Source organism: Butyrivibrio sp. INlla14, assembly GCF_900102515.1.
Lineage (GTDB): Bacteria > Bacillota > Clostridia > Lachnospirales > Lachnospiraceae > Butyrivibrio.
The window spans coordinates 63,039-84,829 of the sequence record NZ_FMVS01000014.1; the positions used below are offsets into that span (position 1 = coordinate 63,039).

Here is a 21,791-nt window from a genome sequence, read left to right on the forward strand (position 1 = left end):
TCCCTTTATACTGGGGAACAGTAGTACATAGATAAGATGTGTATGCATAGGCACACATAGAATTGAAGAATATTAGAAGCAGAAATATGAACTCCCTGTAATCGTGGTGGTTACAGGGAGTTTTCATATTAGTGACTTTGCGAGCTTTTGTTACTTGGAACGCCCTAAGATCTGGGCTTCGTGGATTTTTTCGTTAACATCTGAAAGAAACTTATAATTTGTCGGATCTGAGATAAAATCCAGGAAATCTCTGGCTTCTTTTAACGTCAGTTTCTGAATTTCTACGAGATAAGATAAAATCTCGTCTCTGGTCTTACCTTCATTGATGAATCTGTCTACTATATCAAACAGAACCATGAATCTGCGCATTTTAACTTTAGTCTTAATATGGTGGAGTTCGATGAGAATTGCAGCAAGAATAATAAATACTGTCACAGAGATCAGAATGAAAAAGACACCCAAAATAAACTTCTCTCTATTCAGGTTAAGTAGCCCTGCAAAAAGTGAAGACATCGTAACTATCGTAAACGATGTGATAAGGATAGCTAGCCGCGCCTTATTCCGTGTGTGATCATTAAGCGCCATGAGTCGCACACAAATTCCAAATACAAAATAGAATACAATCGCGAACGCTATACCCAAGTAAGATAATTGAAGCATAATGTTCATCCCCCTATGAATTAATTCTAACAGTGTTAATGTACCAAAGCAACCCTTTGAAATATCGCATATTCATTTAAACGTTTGAGATTTGAAATGTTTATAAAATGTTTATAGATTATCGACTATAACCAGGTCTTTATTTCAGACTTTTTTTAGTCTTTTATTTCAGTCATTTTTTCAGTCTTTTTTTAGTCATTTTTTCGGTAGCAATTTTCATATTTTTATTTTCGATAGTACGTGTTGACTTTTTTACTTTTATGCTTTAATCTTTAAAAGTATAAGATTGTATACAAATATACAACTTTGTTCTAACGTGCATAAGGTGATGTTATATAGTTCTTTTGCCTTATCATTGATTCTTCAGAAACCGCGTCAGGTGCGGGATTCTGATCATATATCCATACAATAAATTCGAGGAGGAACACAATTATGAAGAAGTTTAGTAAAGTAATCAGTACAGCATCAGCTTTCATGATGGCACTTGCAATGCTGGCAGGATGCACAGACGCAGCTAGCAGCACTCAGACAGAGAGCTCTGGAACCCAGACAGAGGGCAGCGCAGAGGCTGTTTTCAAGATTGGTGCTATTGGACCTCTTACAGGAGATAACGCAGCTTATGGTAATGCAGTCTGCAACGCAGCAGAACTTGCAGTAGAAGAGATCAACGCTGCTGGCGGTATCAACGGATATAAGGTAGAGTACAAGAAAGAGGACGACGAGACTAACGCAGAGAAGTCAGTCAACGCCTACAATGCTCTTAAGGACTGGGGAATGCAGATCCTTGTTGGATCAACCACAAGTGGATGCTCAATCGCAGTTTCAGAGAACACCAAGGCTGACAACATGTTCCAGCTCACACCTTCTGGATCTGCTGTTGACTGTGTAAAATATGACAACGCTTTCAGAGTATGCTTCTCAGACCCTAACCAGGGAATCGCTTCTGCTCAGTATATTTCAGATAACAACCTTGCCAAGAAGGTAGGTATCATCTACGATAGCTCAGATATCTATTCAGATGGAATTTATCAGAAATTCGTTCAGGAGTCAGAGGGCAAGAACTACGAGATTGTTTCTGCAGAGGCTTTCACATCTGACAGTGCAACAGACTTTTCAGTTCAGCTTCAGAAGGCCAAGGATGCAGGCGCTGACCTTGTTTTCCTTCCTATCTATTACAAGAGCGCAGCTCTTATCCTGACACAGGCCAACACAATGGGCTATTCACCAATATTCTTTGGTGTTGATGGTCTTGATGGAATTCTTACAGTTGCTAACTTTGATGTTTCTCTTGCAGAAGGCGTAATGCTTCTTACACCTTTCGCAGCAGATGCTACAGATGATCTTACTGTTAACTTTGTAAGCAAGTATAAAGAGAAATATGGTGAGGTTCCAAACCAGTTCGCAGCCGATGCTTACGATGCAGTTTACATCATCAAGAATGCAATTGAGAAAAAGAACGTTACTCCAGATATGAGTGTTTCAGATATCTGCGAAGCTATAAAGGGCGCTATGACTGAGATTGAGGTAGCCGGAGTTACTTCATCCAAGATGACCTGGGATGCTAGCGGCGAGCCTAACAAGGAGCCAAGAGCTGTTGTTATCAAGAACGGCACTTACGTTTCAGCACAGTAAAACAGTAAATTAGAATAGACGCTTGATCCGGCGAAGGGTGTTGTCACAGGCGCCCTTCGCTTTTTTATGATATAGGAAATTTCTCCGAAATTCCTATGCATCACTGGACAGAGGACAAGTGATGCAAGATAAAGAAAAATGAGGTTTTGCATGACAATAGTGGGCTGATGTGATGCAAGATAGGCGAAAAGGCAAGTTATGCATCACTAGGCAGAGGACAAGTGATGCAAGATAAAGAAAAATGAGGTTATGCATGACAATAGTGGGTTGGTGTGATGCAAGAAAAAAGAAAAGGCAAGTTATGCATCACTGGGCAGAGAATATTTGATGCAAGATAAAGAAAAATGAAGTTTTGCATGATAATAGTAGGCAGATGTGATGCAAGAAAAAAGAAAAGGCAAGTTATGCATCACTAGGCAGAGAATATTTGATGCAAGATAAAGAAAAATGAGGTTTTGCATGACAATAGTGGGCTGATGTGATGCAAGATAGGCGAAAAGGCAAGTTATGCATCACTAGGCGGAGGATATTTGATGCAAGATAAAGAAAAATGAAATTTTGCATGATAATAGTAGGCCGAAGTGATGCAAGAAAAAAGAAAAGGCAAGTTATGCATCACAGAGCAGAGGACAAGTGATGCAAATTAAAGATAACAAGCGATTTTGTATCATTTGTGCAAGACAATTTGATGCAAGATAGAAGAAAAAACAAGTTTTGCATGACCACGAGAAACAATAGTATTCTCACAAGTTAAAATAGTTATTATAATTAGGATAGTCAATAATATATAATTAAATATGATCAATAAATTGTAATAGTCAATAATTAGTTTTATTCAAAGTGTAATCGAATTTTATTTATATAAATTCAAATATATTCAAGTATACGCAAGTATATTCAAATCAAATATCTTTGTTGGAGGATTTTCATGAGTAGTTTCCTTACATATCTTATAAATGGACTTAGTCTGGGCAGCATCTATGCCATTATAGCGTTGGGATATACCATGGTTTATGGAATTGCCAAGATGCTTAATTTTGCTCATGGCGATTTTATCATGGTGGGATGCTACATCATCTTTTCAGTCACCACAACTTTTTCTGGAAATTCAATAGTGGGAGTGCTGGTGGCAATCGTGTTATGTACACTTCTTGGAATCACAACTGAATTTGTGGCCTACAGGCCTCTTCGAGGCGCGGCATCACCGCTGGCAGTTCTTATTACAGCTATCGGCGTGAGCTATTTTCTTGAAAATGTGGCCCTTCTTATATTTGGCGCAGACGTTAAGTCTTTTACCTCAGTTATAAAGTGGGAAGGCATTACCTTCAACGAAGGCGAGCAGAGGATTCAGGGCGTTACTATAGTGGCAATCGTGATAAGTGTCGTAGTGCTGATAGCTCTCCAGCTCTTTATCAAAAAAACTAAGCAGGGCCAGGCTATGTTGGCTGTTGCGGAGGACAAGGGAGCCGCAGTTCTCATGGGCATTAACGTAAACCGCACGATCATGCTGACATTTGCTATTGGCTCAGCTCTTGCAGCAATTGCTGGTGCGCTTCTGTGCTCAGCTTATCCATCTCTTTCTCCATATACAGGCGCAATGCCAGGTATCAAGGCCTTTGTGGCTGCGGTTCTTGGCGGTATCGGATCAATTCCCGGAGCCATGATTGGTGGACTTCTTCTTGGAATTGTTGAAATTTTGAGTAAGACTTACATTTCATCACAGCTTTCAGATGCAATTGTTTTTGGAATTCTTGTAGTGGTGCTCCTGGTGAAGCCTACAGGAATTCTGGGCAAGAAAATTCAGGAGAAAGTGTAAGCTTGTTCGAGTAATATCAAGGCGCAGGAAAACAAGTAAAAAGGTATTATGCGGTGGAAGCCAGATAATACCAAGATATAGCAAAACAAGCAAAAGGTATTATGTGGCAGAAGCAAGATAATTCCAAGATATAGCAAAACAAGTGAAAAGGTATTACAAGGCAGAAGCAAGATAATATCAAAATATAAACATAGAAGGAATAAGTATGACAACAGGCAAGAATGTTAGCGGGAAATTAAGCATGAAACTTAGCAAGAAAACCAAGGACAATCTCATAACTTACGGCATCGTAGTGGCTGCGTACCTGATATTTACAGCGCTGGCAGCGACTGGACATTTATCAAGCCATATGAAGGGACTTCTTGTTCCTATGACATATTACGCAGTGATCGCTGTGGCGCTGAACCTCTGCGTAGGTATTCTGGGAGAGCTGTCCATTGGACATTGCGGATTTATGTGCATTGGAGCTTTCACAAGTGCATTTTTTTCCAAAGTCATGGAAACTAAACTTCCGGCGGGGCCAAGATTTGTGCTGGCTTTCATAGTAGGAATTGCTTTTGCTGGATTTTTTGGATTTCTTATTGGAATTCCGGTTCTTAGGCTAAAAGGTGACTACCTTGCAATTGTAACTCTGGCCTTTGGTGAGATCATCAAGAATGTGATCAACGCCTTCTACATCGGTGTTGATAGCCATGGACTTCACTTTTCCATGAAGAATTCAATGGCCCTTGAAATGGAGTCTGATGGGCAGGTTATTGTAAATGGAGCCATGGGAATCACAGGAACTCCGCATAATTCAAGCTTTACAGTTGGAATCATAGTTCTTTTGCTGGCACTGTTTGTTGTACAAAATCTCGTAAACTCTCGCGATGGCCGCGCTGTTATGGCGGTTAGGGACAACTACATTGCTGCGGAGGCAACAGGAATCAAGGTTACCAAGTACAAGATGATGGCATTCGTGATTTCTGCAGCGATTGCGGGGGCAGCAGGCGTTCTCTTTTCCCATAATATCACAACGCTAACCGCAACAAGCCAGTACTTCGGCTTTAATGCGTCAATCATGATCCTGGTGTACGTGGTGCTGGGCGGAATCGGCAATATCAGAGGAAGTGTGATAGCTGCATGCATATTGTACCTGCTTCCTGAGTTGCTCCGCGGACTTAGCACCTACAGAATGCTGATATATTCTATAGTTTTGATCGTAATGATGATCTACACCTGGTCACCCAAGGTTATCGACTGGAGAAAAAGAACTTTCGGAGTCAGGAAACTTCCTGGTATGAAGGCTTGAAGTAATTGGGTTTGTCGTAAATGAACCAGATCAATCAGAAATATATGATTGCAATATCGTGAAAAAGATATTACAGATCTGCAGAATGGCAGATGAATATTTGAAGGGACTTGATTATGGCACTTCTTGAAGTAAACAATTTATGTATATCCTTTGGCGGACTTCGCGCGGTGGATGATTTCAATATGAAAATAGAAAAAGGCGAGCTTTACGGACTCATCGGCCCGAATGGCGCCGGAAAGACCACTGTCTTCAATCTTCTGACAGGAGTGTACAAGCCAAATGAAGGAATTATCCGCCTTGAGGGGCAGGATATCACGAGAAAGTCAACAACCGAGATAAATCACGCAGGCATAGCCAGAACTTTCCAGAATATAAGGCTCTTTAACCAGATGTCTGTTTTGGATAACGTTAAGGTAGGCCTTGCGGAGCGCTACAAATACAGCACTCTTGAGGGAATCCTCCATGTTGGCAGGTATCGCAAGGTGGAAAAAGAAATGGACAAGGAGGCAGAGCGTCTTTTGGCGGTTTTTGACCTTGATAAGGAAAAAGACCTGCTGGCTTCCAATCTTCCTTACGGCAAACAGCGTAAGCTTGAGATTGCGAGAGCCATGGCTACAAATCCTAAGCTCCTCCTACTTGATGAGCCGGCAGCAGGCATGAATCCTAACGAGACAAAAGAGCTAATGGAGACCATAGCCCTTGTTCGAAGAGATTTTGATATGACAATTCTTCTTATTGAACACGACATGAAGCTCGTTTCCGGAATCTGCGAGAAACTCACAGTTCTTAACTTCGGCCGCGTATTGTGCCAGGGCGAAACCAAAGAAGTGCTCGCTCACCCAGATGTAATCAAGGCTTATTTAGGGGAGTAGAATAAAAAGGACAAATTATTATGGAACCAATTCTAGAAGTTAAAGATTTAAGTGTATATTATGGCGTGATCCAGGCGCTTAAAGGTATTTCTTTTCACGTAGACAAAGGAGAAGTGGTGGCCCTTATAGGTGCTAACGGCGCTGGCAAGACCACAACGCTTCATACGCTCTCGGGGCTTCTCAAGGCAGACAAGGGATTAGTAGCTTACAAGGGGCAGAACCTTGCAAAGATCCCAAATCACAAGATTGTGAGCCTGGGAATGGCCCATGTTCCTGAGGGAAGGCGCGTGTTTGCTGAGATGACCGTGCTTCAAAACCTGAAGATGGGCGCTTACACTAGAAGCGATAGGGCGGAGATGGAGGAGACCCTTCAGAAAATCTACAAGAGATTTCCAAGGCTTGAGGAGCGCAAAAGCCAGCTGGCAGGAACGCTTTCAGGCGGTGAGCAGCAGATGCTGGCCATGGGAAGAGCCCTTATGTCACATCCGGATATCATACTGATGGATGAGCCATCCATGGGTCTTTCACCAATTTTTGTAAATGAGATTTTCCAGATCATTCAGGACGTCAACAAGGACGGAGTTACGGTGCTTTTAGTTGAGCAGAATGCCAAGAAAGCCCTGTCCATCGCAAACAGAGCTTATGTCCTTGAAACTGGGGCTATCGTAAAAGAGGGCCCGGCTAGCGAACTTTTAAATGATGAGGCAATAAAGAAGGCTTACCTTGGAGAGTAGAGCACTTGCCGAGGTATTACACGAGGCTAGTGCGAACCTTGGGCGAACACTTAGTGAGGTCATATCGAACTTAGTGAGAGTCCCAGGAGTAGAGCATTTGCCGAGGTATTACACGAGAGGTATACACACATGAAAAAAATCACCATCACAATTGCACGCCAGTATGGAAGCGGTGGACGTACCGTTGGAATCCGCCTGGCAGAACAACTTGGAATTCATTATTACGATAAAGAGCTGACTAAGTTGGCTTCAGAGGAGAGCGGCATTGCAGAATCTCTTTTCCTTGATACTGATGAAAGATTCAGGAATAAGGGCTTCTTGCGCACCCCTGTTCATGTCTATAATTCCGAGATCATCGGTCCGGAAAGCCCAGACTTTACATCGCCTGATAATCTCTTTAACCTGCAGGCAAGGTGCATTAAGCGTCTTGCAGAGACAGAACCCTGCGTGATCGTGGGCAGAGCTGCGGACTTCGTCCTAAAGGACTACGACAATGTCCTTAGCGTCTTTGTTCATGCGCCTCATGATTTCCTAATGGAGCAGGCCGGAAAGGTTCAGCCTCTTAAGGGAAAAGAGCTAGAGAAGTTCTGCGCCCGGGAAGACAAATACCGCGCTGATTATTACAAGCATCACACAGGCCAGGACTGGACTGATGCCATGAACTACGATCTGTGCCTCGATTCCAGTAAGCTTGGCTTTGACAAGTGCGTGGAGGCTATCAAGGCCCACGCAAGAGTAAGATTCGGGGAAGATGTGTTTGACTGAGAAGAATAAAGAAAGCAGAAAACACAAAATATTTACCTTACATGAAAATAGCACAAAGAGACAAATGCGTATAAAAGCCGCCTGATTTGCATATAGTCTGCATTCCGTGCATCATTTAATGCTATAAAAATGATTTAAACAACAGCAGGTAAATGCTAAACTAGTTATAAAATAGCTGAAAAAAGGTATGGAATAAGACATTGGGGACAAGAAAATTTGATATACGTGAAGTGGAGAAGCACCTGCTTGCACTGCAGGATGCCATGGAGACATACAGGGAATACTCTGAATCTCTGAACACTTCTTTTGAGTCATTTGTAGTTAACGATACTTACCTAGGTAAGGGGGCAGATGCTGCCAAGCTATACATGTCAGAAGTTGAGATGGGGATGCTGGAGGATATTTTGGAAGTCCACCAGCTCCTTTTTGATATGCATGTTCACATGTATGATTCTTTTAAAAGTACGGTCGACTCTGCGCCTGATGCGCGGATAGACGTGGATGTTATTAAGACTGTATCAGGTGATTTCCACCAGTTTTCCCAGGATTTTGAACATAGTGCCCACAGAATTGAGACTAAGGCAAGCAGTGTAGAGGCTAAGTTTGGACACCTTGCTGATTTTACTGTACCTAAATCTCTCGATACAATGCAGGCCTTTGACGATGTGATAGGCGGGGATGGCTTTCTTGCAAAATGCATCGACAAGTTTAAAAGTTTTGATGAAAATGAAGTAAACTACGCTAAATCCCAGAATTTTGCTGACCGGGTAAAAGAAATAGAAAACAGGATCAGTAGAACTAATCTTGCACTTGAGAAAATGGAGGTGTTCAAGCCTTCCTTTGGAATATACGAGATTTTCCTTGCTGCCTGCAATAGTGCCAAGGTCGCTACAGCCAAGTACATGAATTACCTAAAAGGCATGCATACTTATCTTCTCGGGTCAGTTAAAAGCAGTTCTATATGCAAATATGACCCTGTAAATCTTTGTAACGGCAATTACATAAATGAACGTGTTGATATAAAGCTTGGAGGCAGGTATAGACTGGAATTCAAGCGCTTTTATAATGCAGTTTCAGAAAAAACAGGCCCTCTTGGCAGAGGCTGGACTCACAGCTTTGAAGTAAGGGTCAATGAAAACGAGGACGATGAGAATATCCAGGTAGTGCATGGTGACGGAAGTGAAGGCTCTTTTGTCAAAAGAGGTGACTACTATCTTGAAGAGCATGGTGAACCTGGAATACTTGAAAAACTTGCGTTTAATGCTGGATATGTTATAAGACAGGACGATGGCAGATACGAAAAATTTGACAAGGCTGGAAGGCTTATCGCGCTCGGTGATGTACACGGAGAGCATACCTGTCTTTATTATACAGAGGACAGACTTACTAAGGTTGCTGCCAGAAATGACAATAGCCTGACTTTTTCTTACTATGATGATGGCGATAATACTGGACTTATTAAAAATGTGACCGACCATGCAGGAAGATCTGTTTCTTATACCTATGAAAACAAAGAGCTTGTAGAAGTCTGCGACTCCTTGGGAGCAATCAGAAAGTATGTCTATTCCCAAGATGGCAGGATAAGTAATGTTATAAATCCAAAGGGCATCACTGCAATTTCAAATGAATATGATGACCAGGGCCGTATCAGATATCAGAGTTTTCCAGATAGTTCAGAGATGACCTACGAATATGATGATGATAAAAGAGAAGTCACGGCAACTGAGCAGAACGGCAACAGGGTAGTTTATTCTCATGATGAACTGGAGCGCCATACCGGCACTAGATACTATGATGGCGAAGAAAAATTTACGTATAACCTCAGAAACCAGAAAATAAGTGCTACTGACAAAAGAGGTTACACCACTCATTTTGCCTATGACAGAAGAGGACATCTTACAAAAGTAGTTGATGCGCTGGGCAATAAGACATCCATAACCTACAATGCAAGCGGAAAGCCCATGGCAGTAAAAGGCCCCAAGGGAGAAGAATACAGATACTCTTATGATGTATTTGGAAGGCTGTATCAGTATAGCAATCCTCTCGGAGAAGCCAACAGATTTTATTATAGCGACGGGAATATCAGCAGTATAAAGGCTTCAAATGGCGCTGAGACTCATTATGAATATGATGAAAGAGGAAATGTTACCAAAGTCACAGACCATGATGGCGTAGTTACCACCTACGAGTATGATGAACTCAACAGAGTAACAGCTACAATTTCTGCAGATGGAATGCGGACAACCTTTGAGTACGACAATGCAGACAGAATCATCAGGACTACTGATGCTCTTGGCCTCACCAGAGAGTATGCCTATGACAGCACTGGTAAGGTGATATGGGAAAAAGAGACAGATGGCTCTGAAAAGAAGTATGACATAGATGTAATGGGACGTGTCTGCAAGGTAACAGATGAGGAGGGCCGAGTAACAGAAATCGCCTACAACTCTATGGGTAAGCAGGAAGAAGTCACTCTTCCAAATGGCGGAAAGATACATTATGAGTATGACCCCTTGATGCGCCTCAGTAAAATCACAGACCCTGAGGGTAGAAGCGCGGGCTACACCTATGATCCTAATGGCAATGTGCTGACAGAGGATATTGGAGATATAAGGGTAAAGAGCTATGAATATGATGCCTTGAACCATGTGATAAAAGAGACAGATGCTCAGGGAAATGTTACATCTTTCGAATATGATGAGCATGGCCAGGTAACTGTAGTTATCGATGCCCTAGGAAACAGAGCCTCAAGAGACTATGACCTTTTAGGAAGACTCATAAAAGAAACAGATGCTCTTGGCAATGAAACCAGCTATAGCTATACAAAGCTTGGAGATATTGAGAGCATCACTGACCCGGCAGGCAGAGTAAGAAAATTTGAATATACATTAGCCGGCAAGCTAAAGGCTATCAGTTTCTGCGGGATAAAAGAGCAGGAGCTGTTCTACGATAATGCAGGTCGCGTCTCAAAGAGATTATTTGCTGATGGATATACAATAATTTACACCTATGATGTCCTTGGCAGAATAGCAATGGTAGAGGCAACCGATGGCCGCAAAATATCTTACGAGTACGATTCGTTAAGTCGCGTAACAAAGCTTGTTGATGGCATTAGCACAACTCTTTACACCTACACAAGAACAGGCCGCCTTAAAAGTGTAGTCGATGCTATGGGCAATGAAACAGCCTATACTTACGACTCTTTGGATAATCTTCAGAGCATCCACAGGGTAGAGGGTCTCATCAGCGATGATGAAAGAGAAGGAAAGTCTTTCCCTACAGTAGGAAAAGATGGCCATGTAACGCTATATTCATACAACCTTGCCGGACAGCTGACCAAAATGACTGATGCTCTGGGCCAGGTTGAAACCTATGAGTATGACCAGTATGGAAGAATAAAGGCAAAGACGGATAGGGATAAGTATACAACGAGCTATGAGCATGACAATTTGGGTAACGTTGTCAGAGTGGGATATTCAGATGGTAAGGAAGTTGCCTTTTCTTACGATGCTCTTGGAAAACTTGTTGAAATAAACGACTGGCTTGGAAAGACAAGAATACAGAATGATGCCTTAGGACGCGCCATTAAGGTCTCGGATTACCTGAATAGGGAAGTATCCTATGAATATGGTAAAACTGGCGAAAAAGACAAAACTTGTTTATCCTGATGGCAAAGAGGCTGTATACACTTATGATGATAGAAACTTTCTCTCAAGTATATCTGCGAATGGAAGCGATACAAAGTATACATACGATACCATTGGAAGGCTTACTTCAAAGGCATTTCCAAATGGTGTAACCCAGGCGTATTCGTATTTTCCAGGTGGATACCTTGAGAGTATGGTAAGTTCTGACAAAAAGGGCAGGCTTGATAAATATCTGTATTCTTATGATGGTGGTCAGATATCTAAGATAAACAGAGAAAGGCGAGATCTTAATGCTGTTTCAGGACAGTATGAGTACCAATATGATTCTTTGGGAAGACTCATAAGTTCAAGCTTAAATGGTAAGCCAAGGTCTTCTTATACCTATGATGCATTTGGAAACAGAAAGAGCCTTTCTGATGGAATTAGCAGGACGGATTATAGCTACGATGTCCTTGATAGACTATCTCAGGTAAAAGAGATTTGTAATAATACCTCTGTACTTAAGAATTACGATTATGATGGACGTGGCAATCAAACGAGAGAATTCGTAGATGGATTCTTAAGTAAAACATATACCTATGATGCAACAAACATGCTTACTAAAGTGACGGACAAGACAAAAGGGGAACTTGAAAATCACTACAATGGTCTTGGTTTTAGAGTTGCAACAATCCGGCCCGAAGAGAAAATAGAGTATCTGTGCGACCTCTCAAGGGATTACTATAACCTTCTTGAACGTACTATAAATGGTGAAACAGAGAGCTTTGTCTATGACGATAATGTAATATCGATGTCAAAAGGCGGTTCGAACTACTACTATCTTCAGGATGAAATTGGTTCACCGATGTACCTGACAGGGACAGATGGCTATGTGGCGTCATCTTATGCTTTTGATGATTTTGGACGTGACATTGATCCTCTTACAGGAAAAGTAAAGAAAACAAGATATAGCAAAGCAGGCAATATTATTCAGCCATTTGCTTTTACCGGTTATCAGGAAGACGAAGTATCAGGCCTGCATTTTGCTCAGGCCAGATACTATGATTCAAATGCCGGAAGATTCCAATCTGAAGATATTGTTAAGGAATTTATGGATAGCCCGCTTACAATGAATCGATACGGATATTGTCTGGGAAATCCATTGCTGTTTATTGATCTTGATGGAAATATGCCTGCGTGGCTTGAAGGGATATATGCGCATTTAGCTATAGAAGCTGATATGAAAAGATATGCGAAAGATGGATATGATGTGAGATCAAATGTTTACATAAAAGGTGGAGGAAAAGATAGAACTTCTTCTGGAAATGGATTTGCTGATGTGGTTATGAAAAAGAACGGTGTTTACAGTGTTTATGAAATTAAACCGATTTCGAATGATCTTGAAAAAATACAGGATGATGAATTAACTAGTGGGCAAAAACAACTGGCAGGTTATGTTTTTGCGATTAATTCTACAATTTCTACTGGAGGAAGAATAGGTAAGTACGGGCAGACACAGCGTAGCGAGAGAGCTATTGAAGGAAACAAGATAATAATTAATAGAGAACTCGTGACTGAAGTTGGAAATTATGTTATTGATTTGTCTTATTATTCTTATGGCGATGGAATGATATATTATGAAATAAATACAATAAAAAGAGAACCAGAGAAAAAACCGGTGCCTCATAAATCATTTGTTAAAGCACCATCAAAAAAAGAAACTCAGGTGTATCTAAGAACTATAAGTTTCCTGTTAGGCGTTCAAGAAATATCGTGGGGCTTGCAGGATTATAATATGATGCCATTGGTGTTTTTAGATGACGAAACTGGGGAAGGAATAGTTAATGATATATTGGCAATAAGATTTTTTTTAAAAGGAACAGCATGGATTATCGATGGAAGCTGGAAAATAATATATGCATTAACTGGTTGTGGAGAATAAAACTCAATAGTGCAAAGACTCTGAAAGGAAAAAATGTATATGTTAAATAGAACAAAAAAAATAAAAGAAATAATGGGAAATGACATAATTGACAAAGGTTTTTGTTATCTTGGCAAAGAAAATGGCACCGCATGGGTATTTGAACGAAAGGTAGGAGATGTGATTCAAAATATCCTTATACAACAACATACAGTATTTGAAAAAGAGTACAAGATAATTCTTTGGACATCGGCAAGAGGAAATGGCGTGAAAGAAATAGGGAGTGTTCTTGCGGAATACAAAGATAAAGAATATTGGCTAGCGGAAACAGATGAAGAATTCATCGAGGTTTTGAATTTCTTTGCTTCTTTTATCAAGAATTATGGATTTGATTTGCTAGAGGATATGAAAACAGAAAAGCCTGATTCTTTTGAAACTCTAGAAAGGAAGGCGTATTTCAAGCTACATTGGGAGGAATTGGCTGAGAAGTATGATAAAAAGTATCATATTTTAGATACTGGAACACCTGAAGAAAAATTAGTTCATATAGACGATATTTTATTTGATAATCGTGAAGCAGAGGATACCGTTGAAAAACAAGAAGAAGTGAATGAATTCTTGCTTGGAATGGCTGCTATTTTGACAAAAATAATATTGGAATATCAGGGTAAAGGATATCTTGATTGTGATGGATATAGGGTTGAAATTATACTAGCTGAAAGTGTGTTGAATGTAATGCCAATTTTTACAGTTGTTCAAGCTTGGCTAGATTATCATTTTGATGGTAAAAGAGAAATAGATGGAACAGTTTGGGGAATGACTAGAATGGCAGTAAAGTATAGAAAGTAAAGATTTACAAAGTATGAATAAGACCAGGAAAATCAAAGAAACCTTAGCTAAGACTCTAGAGGAAAAGGCTTTAAATATATACGCAAAGAAAGCGGGATAGTATGGACTTTTGGAAGAAAAGTTGGTGATGTTAAACAAGAGTTATATATTCAACAGCATACACTTCTTGACAACGAGTATAAGCTCATGTTTTGGACTTCTGCCCAATAGCTATAAGTTTGAGGATGTATCAAAGATAGTAGATGAAATAAACAGTATGACGTGACAGATGGAAAAATATGGATAAGACCAGGAAAATTAAGGAAATAATAGGCTCAGTTTTAGAGGAAAAGGGAATAAAGTATCTTCGTAAGGAACATGGAATAGTATGGAATTTTGAAAGAAAAGTAGGCGAAGTTGTACAAAATGTCATTATCCAGCAACACAACCAATATGATAAAGAATATAAAATATCCTTTTGGACTTCAGCCAGAGGAAACGGTGTGAAAGAAATAGGGAGTGTTCTTGCGGAGTACAAAGATAAAGAATATTGGCTAGCGGAAACAGATGAAGAATTCATCGAGGTTTTGAATTTCTTTGCTTCTTTTATCAAGAATTATGGATTTGATTTGCTAGAGGATATGCTAACGGAAAAGCCTGATTCTTTTGAAACACCCGAAAGAAAGCAATATTTTAAACAGCATTGGCGAGAACTAGCAAAAAAATATGATGATATTTATCATGTTTTAGGCAATGGAACTGCTGAAGATCAACTGAGACATATAGATGATATCCTATTTGAAAATCGTGAAGCTGAGGAAACTCCAGAAGAGGTAGAAAGAAAATATGATTTTTTATTAGGGATGGCTGCGATATTATGCAAGGTTATTATTAATTTTCAAGGCCATGGGGAATTGGATTTTGATGAGTATAGGGTTGAATTGAGACTAAGGACAGATATATTTAATATTTGCCCTATCGATATAGTGGTTCAAGCTTGGATGACATACCATTTGGATAACGATAAAAGCGAGTTGATGGTATGGAGCATGGCTAGAAATGTAGCAATTCTAAAATTGTAAACTAATTATCTGATAAGAAGATGCACGGAAACATTAGGTGTAGATAATGAACAGAACCAGAAAAATAAAGGAAATTATAGGCTCAGTTTTAGAAGAAAGAGGAATAAAGTATCTTCGTAAGGAACATGGAATAGTATGGAATTTTGAAAGAAAAGTAGGTGAAGTTGTACAGAATGTCATTATCCAGCAACACAACCAATATGATAAAGAATATAAAATATCCTTTTGGACTTCAGCCAGAGGAAACGGTGTGAAAGAAATAGGGAATATTCTTGAAAAGTACAAAGATAAAGAATATTGGCCAGCAGAAACAGATGAAGAATTCATCAAGGTTTTGAATTTCTTTGCTTCTTTTATCAAGGATTATGGATTTGATTTGCTAGAGGATATGTTAACAGAAAAGCCTGATTCTTTTGAAACACCCGAAAGAAAGCAATATTTTAAACAGCATTGGCGAGAACTAGCAAAAAAATATGATGATATTTATCATGTTTTAGGCAATGGAACTGCTGAAGATCAACTGAGACATATAGATGATATCCTGTTTGAAAATCGTGAAGCTGAGGAAACTCCAGAAAAAGTTGAAGAAGTCAATGAATTTCTATTGGGAATGGCAGCTGTATTGACAGAAGTGATTATAAGATTTCAAGGCAATGGGGAGTTGGTTTTTGATTCGTATAGAGTTGAAATTAAACTAGAAAAGGAGATATTCAATATATGGCCAATTTATGTAATTGTCCAGGCCTGGTTAAGGTATCATAAGAATGGCGATAGATCTGAAAAAATTGTTTGGAGACAAACTAGGATGTCTGCGACAATGAAAATATGTAAGTAATGTCATAGAAATAATTATAGCTCCTCAAAATGATTTATCAGAAAAAGAAATAATAAAGATGCACGGAAACATTAGGTTCAGATAATGAACAGAACCAGAAAAATAAAAGAAATAATAGGCTCAGTTTTAGAGGAAAAGGGAATAAAGTATCTTCGCAAGGAACATGGAATTAATTGTGGTTATGAAAAGGATTTTAGAATATGAACGGTAAAATTTTAATGGATACAACTGTATACACCAGTATCACTGACTCTATCGGGACATCAGCTGAAAGCTGTGTACTACCGGATATTGAACCTTTGCCTGGAGAGTTGACGGAAGGGACGGAAATAACTTTTTTGCTGCATGAAGATATAGAGAGGTTGTATGAACTGATGAAAGATCATAATGTTCATACTGCAGAGGTTTTGCCAAAAGCTCTTTTAACTGCGAGAGATTCATTCATAGCAATAGACGAGGCGGGGGCTAGAAGTATCAAGTTTAGAGGAGAAATGCGGTGAGTAGAATCGACGAGATACAGGGTGAGATTTGTTCTCTCAATAATCAGATTTCTGAATATGAGGATAATATTTCTGAGCTATTAGAGGTACGGGATTACATAGTGGGAGAACTGCAAAGAGTTGAAGATGTTTCCAGTGAAATTAGAGCATATGATACGACTAAGGGTGACCAATGGCTTGGGAATCTGAATCTTGAAATGCAGGATAATAAGGATTATATTTCTAGGACAATTTTGACATTTTCAATGCAAACAGAGAATTTTATAAACTCGATATATGTTGCTGTGGGGCGGCTAAGGGCTATGATAAATGACTGTAAGGGTAGAATATGCGAACTGGAGAGCCAGATGTCTGAATTTGCAGATGTGAGTGTATAGGTTTGTAAAGTGGCGTAATTTATGATAAATTGACAAATCCGCTATAGCGTATTATAGTTTAGAAAAAGAACTATTCGCTATAGCGGATTTTGATTTTCTTGAGCTGGTTAATGAGGGTAGTAGTATGAATTTTAATGAAAGGTTGTTCAAGATACTCGAGGAAAGAGGCATAACGCAGAAGGAATTGTCGAAGAAATCGGGAATTTCTGAGAGTACTATTTGTGACTGGAAGAGGAAAGGGAAAGTCCCTGGAATAGACAAGGTGCTGATTATCAGTAGAGTACTGGGAATTAGTTTGTATGATCTAATTTCAGATGATTTAATTTCGGATGATCACCCAGCTGACTATGTGCTTGATGATAAAGAGAAGCTGCTGATAGAGAGATATAGAGCGCTGGATGATGGGCACAAGAGGAGAGTGCTTGCGTATTTTGAGCAGATTTATAAACCGGAATTGCCAAATGATACGGACAAAGAGGAGAAAACTACTGCATCTGATACGGAACTCCTTCAGCAGAAGGTGCTAGCCAGAAGGCTTCGTAAGCTTGCGAAACTTGGAAGGATAACTTTGGATGAAACGCAGCATGCTTCTAAGTTAAATCTGCATCTTTTCAAGTATCTTGATTATATAGGCATTGATAAGCTTGAATATGTTAAGAAGTATCTGGCCAGCATTCAGCCGTTTATGATCTCAGAGATAAAATCTCAGGAGAAATTTGAAAATGCTATCTGTATCTTGGATGAATGTTATCGGATTTCTTTGTACATTAAGGTTGATGCTACCAAGGGTGAAGAGGTAGTAGTATCTTTCCATGAGAGTAATAATAGAGGAATCGCCAGACGGAGCTCTTTTATCGATAACATGAGCTATGTATACGTGTTTGCAGATTCTATTGGAAGCCATGTGATAGGAACGGAGAATTACACAATTAATCTTTTTATTACAAGAGGCGTTGCTACAATTCCTATAAATGTTCCAGCCAGTAGATATGATGAGGACGGATTCTTGGTTCGCTACGTTTATATCAACAATGCAATTATTGATGTAGCTAATAGATATCTTGAGGATTTGTACACATCAGATATAGATTTCAGCCAGATAGAGGTGTTTTCTTCTACGCAGCAGCTTTCATTTACTTCTTTTGGAAATGATATTTTTTCCAATATATCAATAATGATCGATAGTCTGATCATTCAGAATACGCTTAGTGGCAAGCAGATTGCAGATTCCGCGCTCTGCATCTATTGTGGATCATTGGATTTGTTGGATTCAGACAAGCAGGAATTGCTAGATACGCTGCGCGAGAGATATAAGGTCAACTCTGTAAGGGCGATTCCGCAGATCCTTGAGAGGGTAGAGTTGAATTTGAGATGAAGAAATAAGAAAAACAGGTGCATTGGCAAGATGCACCTGTTTCTAGGTAGGAGATTTCTTATGACTATGTATGTCACGTGTAATAACGCCTTGGCATTGACGTTTTACTATCTGTTAGCTTTTGCTAACAAAATGATATTAGCATAGGCTAACAAGTTTTGCAAGAGATTTTTATAGCATTTTCAAAAAAAACCTTTTACGATATAATACTCTTTGTGCACAATGCTTTTTGCACCTACATCATATGATATACGAATTGCATCGTTTCTTCGAAACTCTTGCAATTCTACAAGTATTGGAGAATCAAATGGCTAACGAGAAATTTATTTTAATAGATGGAAGTTCAATGCTGGTTACAAATTACTATGGCAATCTTCCGAAAGCTCTTTTGTTTGAAAAGGATCCTGAGAAAAAGGAGAAGCTCTATTCTCAAATCCTGCACAACGATAAGGGGCAGTATACCAATGCCATGTACGGCATGATGAGAACAATTCTCAAGATAATTGCTGAGCAGAAGCCTACACATATGATGTTTGCCTTCGATGCTACAAGGGATACCTTCCGCAGGGAGAAATATCCTGATTATAAGGGAAACCGTGGGGAGACTCCGGAGCCTTTGAAGGAGCAGTTTGGAAATATGGAGAAGATGCTCTCTGAGATGGGGCTGCAGGTCTTTTTTGATAACAGATATGAGGCAGATGACATTGTAGGCAGCGTTGTTACCAAGTTTGAAAAAGAGATTCCTTCTTATATTATTACCAAGGACCACGATTATTTGCAGCTTGTAAGCGACTACACAAGAGTGTGGCTGATCCAGACCAAGCAGGAGACAGCAGATGAGCTTCAGAATAAGTATGGGGCTGAGTATGGCTGGAACAGTAAGCTTGTGGCAATTCCGGACAAGGCTTTTGAGGTGACACCTCCTCTGTGCTACAAGGAGTATGGCGTTTGGCCACAGCAGATTCCTGACCTTAAGGGAATTCAGGGCGATACAAGCGACAATATTCCTGGCGTTAAGGGAGTTAGCAGTGCTGCAATACCTCTTTTGGCTGAGTATGGAACTGTTGAGAAGGTTTATGAGGCTATTGATGCCTGCGGCGGAGATGCCAAGGCACTTAAGGCTCTTGGCGTCCATTGGAAGGACGACCTTGGAATCAGCAGAAGCCCCTTGAAGGCACTTACTGAGCACAGGGATGAAGCTCTTTTGTCAAAAGATCTGGCGCAGATCCGCAGAGATTACGATACGGGCAAGAGTCTTGAGGACTTCCGTATTAATATCAATAAGGATAGAGCCAAAGAGTTATTTTTAGAGTATGGCTTTAAGTCTCTCGTTGAGAAACTTTGAGTTAATATAGTGAGGATCAATGCGTAATTACTACCGTACAATAATAATTAATATTTTTAGAATAATTTTTTACGTCTTAAAGGCTCGAATATGGATACGTCATATTGACAGGCACAGCGAGGAAGAGCGCTATGCACTGGCCAATGAGATGGTTACCAAGATGAATAAGTCTTCAGGCTACAAGACAATTGCTTACGGCCAGGAGAATCTGCCCAGGGAAGGCGGATATATGCTGTATCCCAACCATCAGGGCAAGTATGATGTGCTTGGAATCTTCAATACACACGAAAAGCCCCTGACCTTTGTCATGGATGAAAAGAGATCTCATATCATTTTGGTCAATGAGTTTTTGGAGCTGGTGCAGGGAAAGCGTCTTGAGATGGACAATCCAAGGCAGACTATAAGGGTTTTCCAGGAAATTGCTCAGGAGCTAAAGGATGGCAGGAAGTACATTCTTTTCCCAGAGGGCGGTTACAAGGAAAATAACCGAAATATCGTGGAACAGTTCAAGCCAGGAAGCTTCAAGCTGGCACAGATGTCCAAGACTCCGATTGTTCCAGTTGCGCTGGTTGATTCCTACAAGGTTTATAACAGCGACGTCTGCGGGTCAGTAACCACCTATGTTTACTATCTGGATCCAATCTACTATGAGGAGTACAAGGACCTTAAGACCATGGAAATTGCTCAGATCGTGGAGGGCAGGATTAAGGCCAAGATTGCAGAGCATCTTGAAAGTCACCGAGGTGAGCAAAATTGACAGTATGACTGTTGAACTATAGACATGGAAATTTTGTTGATATGTTTACGAGAAAAGACCCTTGCATACTAGTGCGTGCAAGGGTCTTTTGTGCATATAGATGACAGGTATCACTGACAGGTCATGGCAGCTTTGACGATGAGGACATCACCTTCCTGGGTAAAGGAGGCAAAGCCGCTGTATTTCTGAGCGATGGAGCGAATCTGAGTAGTGCCTATGCCGCTTTGTATAGTCTTGGTGCTGATGGGAAGTCCTTCTTTGTTAAAAGATAAAGCGCTGGGGCAGTAGTTCTTTGACTGCAGTTTAAGTTTTCGTCCGTCATAGATAATTTCGATCTGGATGAATCTCTTTTCCTTAGGAGATTTCTCCTGGGCTTCAAGTGCATTCTCAAGAATGTTAGCCACAAGACTTGTTAGCTCTAGTTCTTCCATTGGGAAGCGCTCTGGGACAACAGCTTTGGCTCTTAGTTTGAAACCAAGCTTTTGGCAGCGTGATACATAAATTGTCAGAAGCTCATTAACAATCTTATTGTCACAGAAGGACACAGCGGTTACCTGCTCTAACATAGAGTCCAATTCTTTCAGATATTCTTTTGCCTTATCATATTCGTTATTCTGGATAAATCCCGCAAGAACCCTGTTGAAATGCCTTATATCATGTTTGTATTTTCGAATAGTACTCTCATTATTTTCGTAGATTGAAAGCTGCTCCCTGAGGCGCTGATTTCTTTCAATCTGGAAGTAAGTTATCTTTTCATCGGATATCTTTTTCTCAATCTGATAGCAGGTGAGCTCGTATTCCATGAAGGCAGCAGCAATCATGGCTACGATGTAGATCACGGAGAACCAGTCCAGCATGTTCTGGCCGTAGGGCTGCAGGAAATATTTCATGTCAGTGTGAAATAAAATGAGACTGAGAAATAAGCCACTGAGAGCGCTGATGGAGCCGTAGACTACGCCTGAGAGGTAGTTGGTGATAAAGGGCGTGATCAGGATAAAGAGCCAGAAGGCGTCCATTCCGATGGTCCAGTCAACTTCAGTTATGAAATGGAAAAAGAGAATCGCGCTGATGCCAAAAGAGCCGACGATACTGGCAAAGATGTGATCCTGCGTTCTTCTGGTGATGTGGGCGAGAATGCCGAATAATAGGGCGATGCAGAGGTTTGTTACTTTGCCGTGCTCATAACCGCCAGTGGCAAAAAGCGTTGCAAGAACGCTATAGGTAATAAAGCCAAGCAGCAGAATGTAGGCAGTTCTGCACTTTTGCTTCTTGACGTCTGTGGAGTTTTCAAATTCTACCAGCTGTGCCAGATTGTAGCGGAATTTAGTGTTGATTTCGAAAATGGAGAATTTTATGTGCATGGAGGCCTCCG

Annotated in this window: 18 protein-coding genes; 16 read left to right on the top strand and 2 right to left on the bottom strand. The window is 40.3% G+C overall.

The genetic code is table 11. The features are described from left to right. Positions 1–150: 150 nt before the first annotated feature. On the bottom strand, positions 151–660 hold the full coding sequence (locus BLO53_RS10560) for a hypothetical protein (RefSeq protein ID WP_092061267.1): 510 nt from the start codon (positions 658–660) through the stop codon (positions 151–153). A 432-nt stretch (positions 661–1,092) separates the two neighbouring features. On the opposite strand from BLO53_RS10560, the gene BLO53_RS10565 reads away from it, so the two are divergent. From BLO53_RS10565 to BLO53_RS10640, 16 genes are all read left to right on the top strand, one after another. After that, complete coding sequence (locus BLO53_RS10565; RefSeq protein ID WP_092061269.1) at positions 1,093–2,292, top strand: ABC transporter substrate-binding protein; 1,200 nt, start codon at positions 1,093–1,095, stop codon at positions 2,290–2,292. A 928-nt stretch (positions 2,293–3,220) separates the two neighbouring features. Then, entirely contained in the window at positions 3,221–4,108 is an 888-nt protein-coding gene (locus BLO53_RS10570) for a branched-chain amino acid ABC transporter permease (RefSeq protein WP_026488589.1), read from the top strand. Between the two features lie 205 nt (positions 4,109–4,313). After that, positions 4,314–5,399, top strand: a complete 1,086-nt coding sequence (locus tag BLO53_RS10575; protein WP_242875360.1) for a branched-chain amino acid ABC transporter permease — start codon at positions 4,314–4,316, stop codon at positions 5,397–5,399. A 116-nt stretch (positions 5,400–5,515) separates the two neighbouring features. Further along, complete coding sequence (locus BLO53_RS10580; protein WP_092061271.1) at positions 5,516–6,274, top strand: ABC transporter ATP-binding protein; 759 nt, start codon at positions 5,516–5,518, stop codon at positions 6,272–6,274. 20 nt (positions 6,275–6,294) lie between these two features. Next, positions 6,295–7,008 (top strand): ABC transporter ATP-binding protein, encoded by a 714-nt coding sequence (locus BLO53_RS10585; protein ID WP_092061273.1) that lies wholly within the window; start codon positions 6,295–6,297, stop codon positions 7,006–7,008. Between the two features lie 129 nt (positions 7,009–7,137). Then, positions 7,138–7,773 (top strand): cytidylate kinase-like family protein, encoded by a 636-nt coding sequence (locus BLO53_RS10590; RefSeq protein WP_026488593.1) that lies wholly within the window; start codon positions 7,138–7,140, stop codon positions 7,771–7,773. Positions 7,774–7,973: 200 nt separating this feature from the next. Further along, positions 7,974–11,441: a DUF6531 domain-containing protein gene (locus tag BLO53_RS10595; RefSeq protein ID WP_092061275.1), complete on the top strand. Its 3,468-nt coding sequence runs from the start codon at positions 7,974–7,976 to the stop codon at positions 11,439–11,441. Beyond that, positions 11,395–13,341, top strand: coding sequence for an RHS repeat domain-containing protein (locus tag BLO53_RS10600; RefSeq protein ID WP_092061277.1), 1,947 nt, complete (start codon positions 11,395–11,397; stop codon positions 13,339–13,341). The genes BLO53_RS10595 and BLO53_RS10600 overlap by 47 nt, the downstream gene beginning before the upstream one ends. Positions 13,342–13,380: 39 nt before the next feature. After that, complete coding sequence (locus BLO53_RS10605) at positions 13,381–14,169, top strand: hypothetical protein (RefSeq protein WP_092061280.1); 789 nt, start codon at positions 13,381–13,383, stop codon at positions 14,167–14,169. Positions 14,170–14,447: 278 nt separating this feature from the next. Beyond that, positions 14,448–15,230: a hypothetical protein gene (locus BLO53_RS10610; RefSeq protein ID WP_092061282.1), complete on the top strand. Its 783-nt coding sequence runs from the start codon at positions 14,448–14,450 to the stop codon at positions 15,228–15,230. 46 nt (positions 15,231–15,276) lie between these two features. Beyond that, complete coding sequence (locus BLO53_RS10615; RefSeq protein ID WP_092061284.1) at positions 15,277–16,065, top strand: hypothetical protein; 789 nt, start codon at positions 15,277–15,279, stop codon at positions 16,063–16,065. Positions 16,066–16,265: 200 nt separating this feature from the next. Continuing rightward, positions 16,266–16,565, top strand: coding sequence for a hypothetical protein (locus tag BLO53_RS10620; protein ID WP_092061286.1), 300 nt, complete (start codon positions 16,266–16,268; stop codon positions 16,563–16,565). Then, positions 16,562–16,942, top strand: a complete 381-nt coding sequence (locus BLO53_RS10625) for a YwqH-like family protein (protein WP_092061288.1) — start codon at positions 16,562–16,564, stop codon at positions 16,940–16,942. Before BLO53_RS10620 ends, BLO53_RS10625 begins: the two co-directional genes overlap by 4 nt. Before the next feature lie 124 nt (positions 16,943–17,066). Further along, on the top strand, positions 17,067–18,317 hold the full coding sequence (locus BLO53_RS10630) for a helix-turn-helix domain-containing protein (protein ID WP_092061291.1): 1,251 nt from the start codon (positions 17,067–17,069) through the stop codon (positions 18,315–18,317). A gap of 307 nt (positions 18,318–18,624) precedes the next feature. Further along, positions 18,625–19,662 carry a 5'-3' exonuclease gene (locus BLO53_RS10635; protein WP_092061292.1) on the top strand — a complete coding sequence of 346 codons (1,038 nt, stop codon included), beginning with the start codon at positions 18,625–18,627 and terminating at the stop codon, positions 19,660–19,662. A 19-nt stretch (positions 19,663–19,681) separates the two neighbouring features. Further along, positions 19,682–20,419, top strand: a complete 738-nt coding sequence (locus BLO53_RS10640; protein WP_092061294.1) for a lysophospholipid acyltransferase family protein — start codon at positions 19,682–19,684, stop codon at positions 20,417–20,419. 110 nt (positions 20,420–20,529) lie between these two features. On the opposite strand, the gene BLO53_RS10645 is transcribed toward BLO53_RS10640, so the two are convergent. Then, positions 20,530–21,780, bottom strand: a complete 1,251-nt coding sequence (locus BLO53_RS10645) for a sensor histidine kinase (protein WP_092061296.1) — start codon at positions 21,778–21,780, stop codon at positions 20,530–20,532. Positions 21,781–21,791 lie beyond the last annotated feature (11 nt).